We start from the raw sequence: 5,228 nt of genomic DNA, 5'->3' as shown, positions 1-5,228 counted from the left end.
CGCGGCCGTACCCGGGACCGGCCCCGGAGCCGTCGCGCGGGGCCGGCGGCCGCTGACAGCGGCGTGACAGTGGGCGGCCGGGGGGCGACAGGGGGCTGACAGCGGGGCCGGGCAGCCTGGGGGCATGACACGAATCGCGACAGCCCCGAACGACCGGGGAACCACCTCCGGAAACGCCGTGGAGGTGCAGGGCATCGTCAAGCACTTCGGCGAGACCAAGGCCCTCGACGGGGTCGACCTCAGCGTCCGGGAGGGCACCGTCCTGGCCCTGCTCGGCCCCAACGGCGCGGGCAAGACCACCCTGGTGCGCGTCCTCTCCACCCTGATCAAGCCGGACGCCGGCACCGCGTACGTCGGCGGCTACGACGTGCTGCGCCAGCCCAAGCAGCTGCGCCGCACGATCGGCCTCACCGGCCAGTACGCCTCCGTGGACGAGCTGCTCTCCGGGTACGAGAACCTCTACCTCATCGGCCGGCTGCTGGACCTCTCCCGCCGCGAGGCCAGGGCCCGGGCGGCCGAGCTGCTGGAGCGCTTCTCGCTCACCGAGGCGGCCAAGCGGACCGCCAAGACCTACTCCGGCGGCATGCGCCGCCGCCTCGACCTGGCCGCCAGCATGATCGGCCGCCCCCGGGTGCTCTACCTGGACGAGCCCACCACCGGCCTGGACCCGCGCACCCGCAACGAGGTCTGGGACGAGGTGCAGCGGATGGTCTCCGAGGGCACCACCGTGCTGCTGACCACCCAGTACATGGAGGAGGCGGAGCAGCTCGCGAACGAGCTGACCGTCATCGACCGCGGCCGGGTGATCGCCAACGGCGCCGTCTCCGAGCTGAAGGCCAAGGTCGGCGGCCAGACCCTCCAGGTGCGCCCCACCGACCCGGCCGAGCTGCCGGACATGGCCCGCTGCCTGCGGGACACCGGCATCGGCAGCGCCACCGTCTCCGCCGACACCGGGCTGCTCGCGGTGCCGATCACCGACGACGCGCAGCTGACCGCGGTGATCGGGGCCCTCGGCACCCGCGGCTTCGCGATCGCCGGCATCGACACCAAGGTGCCCAGCCTGGACGAGGTCTTCCTCGCCATCACCGGCAAGCCCGCGACCGCCGCGGAGCCCGCCCCCAGCCTCGCCAAGGAGCCCGTCGCATGACCACCGCCACGCTCGCCCCCTCCCGGGTGGAGGACAGCCGGATCGGGCTCACCGGCACGCTGCGCCACGTCGGCGCGCTGACCAGGCGCAACCTGATGCGGATCAAGGCCGACCCGGAGTCGATGTTCGACGCCGTGCTGATGCCGATCATCTTCACCGTGCTGTTCGTCTACGTCTTCGGCGGCGCGATGGCCGGCGACCAGGACACCTACAAGCAGTACCTGATCCCGGGCCTGCTCGGGCAGACCGGCCTCACCCTCGCGATGGCCGTCGGCACCGGCCTCAACAGCGACTTCCAGACCGGCGTGATGGACCGCTTCCGCACCCTGCCGATCGGCCGGGCCTCGGTTCTGCTCTCCAAGCTCGCCGCCGAGACCCTCCGCGGGCTGCTCTCCTTCGCGATCCTGATCGGCTTCGCGATGTGCATCGGCTTCGAGGTGAAGACCGGCCCGCTGGAGGTGCTGGCCACCATCGGCCTGGCCCTGCTGTTCGGCATGTCGATCGTCTGGATCTCGATGCTGCTGGGCATGGCCCTGCGCAGCGCCCAGGCCGTCCAGGGCGTGGCCATGCTGGTCCTGATGCCGATGCAGTTCGGCAGCTCGATCTTCGCCCGGACGGACACCATGCCGGGCTGGCTGCAGTCCTTCACCAAGATCAACCCGCTGTCGGCGCTGGCCGACGCCTCCCGTTCCCTGCTCAACGGCGAGGGCGCGGTGGCCCACCCGGTGATGATCGTGCTGATCTGGTCGGCCGCCGTCACCGCGGTCTTCGCGCCGCTCGCGGTCGCCCGCTTCCGCAAGCGGACCTGACCCCGCAGCCACCGTCGGCCCTCCCGCGGGAGGGCGGGGGCCGACGGACAGGACGGCCGGACGCCCGGGACAGGCGCCGGCTGCCGTACGGGCCCGCGCGGCCGGTGACCAGGGGACGGGCACCGGCCGCGCGGGCCCACCGTGCCGACCCGCCGCGTCGGCCCGCCGTCCGCACCGATCGCGCGGGCTAGCCGATCAGCCCCTGCAGCAGCTCGAAGACCTGCTCCTGGGTCATCCCGACCCCGCCGGCCCTGGCCTCCTCGTACCCGGCCCCGCCCAGCCGCTCCCGCAGGAGGGACTCCGCGCGCGCACGCTCGGCCCGGTCCAGGAAGCCGCCCTTGGGGCCGTTCAGCCCGCCGTGCGCGGCGAGCAGCACGGCCGCCGTCCGGGCCCGCTCCAGGTCCCCGTCCCGCTCGACGAAGCCGCCCAGCACCGCCACCACCGCGGGCACCACCAGGACCGTCATGTGCTCGGCGAAGCCGCTCGCGGCCGTCACCGCCCGCAGCTGCCGCCAGCCGTCGCGCAGCAGCCCGAGCCCCGCCTCCGGATCCCCCGCCCTGGCGACGATCCAGCCGCGGGAGCTCAGCAGCATCCCGGTCACCAGGCTCGGCGCGAAGCCGCCGACCCGGACGGCGTCCAGCCGGTCCAGCTCGGCCAGCGCCCGCGCGAACTCGCCGCGATGGGCGTGGAGGCCGCAGAGCGTCAGGTGGCCGAACATCAGCGCCCCGGTGGTGGACTGGTTGAGGCCCGGGGTCCCGATCGAGGCCAGCGCCTCCCGGATGACCCGCTCGCCGCGGTCCATGTCCTGCTCCAGCAGGGCGGTGCCCAGGTTCACCCGCAGGATCGGCAGCTCCTGCGGCGCCCCCAGCTCCTCGACCAGCTCGATCGCCCGGCCGTAGGCCGCGGCGGCGGCCTCGGCCTCGCCCCGGTTGGCCAGCGACTCGCCGTGCGCGGACAGCGCCTGGGAGATCCCCCACAGGTCGCCCGACCGCTCGTACAGCTCCAGCGAGCGCTCGCCGTCCACGATGCTCTGCTCCGCACCGCTCGGCCAGTCGTTCATCATCCTGGCCCGCACCTGCAGGATGAACGCCAGGTCGCTCACCTCGCCGTACTGCTCGCAGCCCCGGACGGCATCGTCGATCAGCTGCTTCATCATGTCCGGGCGGCCGGCCAGGAAGGCGCCGAACACCCGCATCAGCCCCGGGAAGCGGTAGGCCTGCGGCAGGTCCGAGGCGCGGGCGTCGGGGTTGTAGGCGTCCAGCAGCCGCTGGGCGACCTCGACCGCCGCCGGGTCGCCGAGGACGTCCAGGTTGCCCTCGAACAGCCCGATCAGCCGGTACATCGCGAGCAGTCGGCGGGCCTCCTCGACCACCCCCGTGGGCAGCGGCAGGTCGTAGCGGAACACGCTGCGCTCCAGCGGCACGGGCGGCGGGGAGTCCGGGCCGAACGGGTCCGGGCCGAGCGCGGCGACCGCGTCGTACCAGGTGCGCGCCTCCATGCTGAACCCGCGCAGCGACCAGTACCAGCTCATGCCGAGCGTCAGGAGCAGCGCCTGGTCCTCGTCCCGCAGGTCGATCGCCCGGCGCAGCGCCGTCCGGATGTTGTCCTGCTCGCGTTCCAGCACGGCCAGCCAGTGCAGCTGCCGGGGGCCGTGGATCTGCGCGTCGGAGACGGAGATGATGGCGCGGAAGTGCGCCAGGTGGCGGGCCTCGGTGGCGGCGCGCTCGGCGGCGGACCCGGCGAGGCGCTCCGTCGCGTACTCGTGGATGGTCTCCAGCATCCGGTAGCGCGGCAGGCTGGCCCCGTCCAGGTCGGCCACCAGCAGGGACTTGTCGACCAGCGACAGCAGCAGGTCGGCGACCTCGCCGGGAGCCACCTCGACGCCGTCGGCGCAGACCGCCTCGGCGTCCTCCAGCTGCCAGCCGCCCGCGAACACCGAGAGCCGGCGCAGCACCGCCCGCTCCCGCTTGCCCAGCAGGTCCCAGCTCCAGTCGACCACCGCGCGCAGCGTCTGCTGGCGCGGCAGCAGGGTGCGGCTGCCCGCGGTGAGCAGCGCGAACCGGCCGTCCAGCCGGTCGGCTATCTGGCGCGGGGTCATCACCCGCAGCCGGGCCGCGGCCAGCTCGATGGCCAGCGGCAGCCCGTCCAGCCGGCGGCAGATCTCGGCGCAGGACTCCGGGTCGCCGAGCGGGTCGAAGCCGGGACGGGCGGTCGCCGCGCGTTCGGCGAACAGCCGCAGCGCGACCGGGTCCGGCAGCGGTTCGACCGGCAGCACCGTCTCCCCGGGGACGCCCAGCGGCTCGCGGCTGGTGGCGAGCACCGTCAGCCCGGGGCACTCGGCGAGCAGCACGTCGACGAGGTCGGCGGCGGCCTGGATCAGGTGCTCGCAGTTGTCCAGGACGAGCAGCATGCGGCGGTGGCGGCAGTGCTCGACCAGCCGCCGCACCGGGTCCTCGGCCCGCTTCTCGATCACTTCGGCGACCATGCTGGTGCTGTGCAGCACGATCTCGCGCAGGCCGAGCGCGGAGACCACGGCGGCGGGCACCGCACCCGGGCTCTCCAGCGGGGCGAGTTCGGCCACCCAGACGCCGTCCGGCCAGCCGCCCGCGGACTGCTCGGCGCGGCCGGCCTCGGTCGACAGGCTGGTCTTGCCGGAGCCGCCGGGGCCGGTCAGGGTCACCAGCCGACGGTCCGTCAGCATGCCGCGCAGGAGCGTGAGATCGTCCTCGCGGCCGACGAAGCTGGTCAGGCGTCCGCGCAAGTTGCCGCCGGGGCGCTGGGGTTGGGGCGCGGGGGCGACGGCGGGGGTCGCGGCGGGAACGGTTCGGGCGGGCTCCGGGGCGGGCGGGTGCGGCGCCACGCCGGGCGTCCCGGGCACCATCGACGCCCCCGGCTTCTCCGGCCTCTCCGGTTTCTCCGGGGCCAGCGGCTTCTCCGGTGCGAGCAACTCGGCGTACAGGGAACGGAGTCCGCGCCCGGGGTCGACGCCGAGCTCCTCCGCCAGCGCGCGCCTGGTCCGCTCGTAGTGGCGCAGCGCCTCGGCCGTCCGCCCGCTCTCGTGCAGCGCCCGGATCATCAGCAGCTGCAACGGCTCGTCCAGCGGCTGCCGTTCGCACAGCTCGGCCAGTTCGGCGACCAGCTCGGCGGCCCGGCCGAGGCCGAGGTCGGCGGTGATCCGGTGGCGGCGCGCCTCCTCCCGCTGGGCCTCCAGCCGGACGGCCGGGCCGGTGCGGTCCGGCAGGTCGGCCAGCGCCGGGCCGCGCCACAGCGCC

At 74.6% G+C, this 5,228-nt stretch carries 3 protein-coding genes; 2 read left to right on the top strand and 1 reads right to left on the bottom strand.

Annotated features, from left to right (window positions below):
• The first annotated feature begins 124 nt into the window (after positions 1-124).
• Both AB0E96_RS37845 and AB0E96_RS37840 read left to right on the top strand, forming a co-directional pair.
• Positions 125-1,147, top strand: a complete 1,023-nt coding sequence (locus AB0E96_RS37845; protein ID WP_359830902.1) for an ATP-binding cassette domain-containing protein — start codon at positions 125-127, stop codon at positions 1,145-1,147.
• Positions 1,144-1,956 (top strand): ABC transporter permease, encoded by an 813-nt coding sequence (locus tag AB0E96_RS37840; RefSeq protein WP_359830900.1) that lies wholly within the window; start codon positions 1,144-1,146, stop codon positions 1,954-1,956. Before AB0E96_RS37845 ends, AB0E96_RS37840 begins: the two co-directional genes overlap by 4 nt.
• Before the next feature lie 187 nt (positions 1,957-2,143).
• On the opposite strand, the gene AB0E96_RS37835 is transcribed toward AB0E96_RS37840, so the two are convergent.
• On the bottom strand, positions 2,144-5,228 hold a 3,085-nt coding region (locus AB0E96_RS37835), incomplete at its 5' end, for a BTAD domain-containing putative transcriptional regulator (RefSeq protein WP_359830898.1).

It is taken from the genome of Kitasatospora sp. NPDC036755 (genome assembly GCF_040636595.1).
Lineage (GTDB): Bacteria > Actinomycetota > Actinomycetes > Streptomycetales > Streptomycetaceae > Kitasatospora.
This window is presented reverse-complemented; position numbering and strand designations above follow the sequence as displayed.

Excerpts from the sequence above, each read along its gene's own strand:
- AB0E96_RS37845 (WP_359830902.1), top strand. The coding sequence starts at position 125 with ATGACACGAATCGCGACAGCCCCGAACGACCGGGGAACCACCTCCGGA.
- AB0E96_RS37840 (WP_359830900.1), top strand. The coding sequence starts at position 1,144 with ATGACCACCGCCACGCTCGCCCCCTCCCGGGTGGAGGACAGCCGGATC.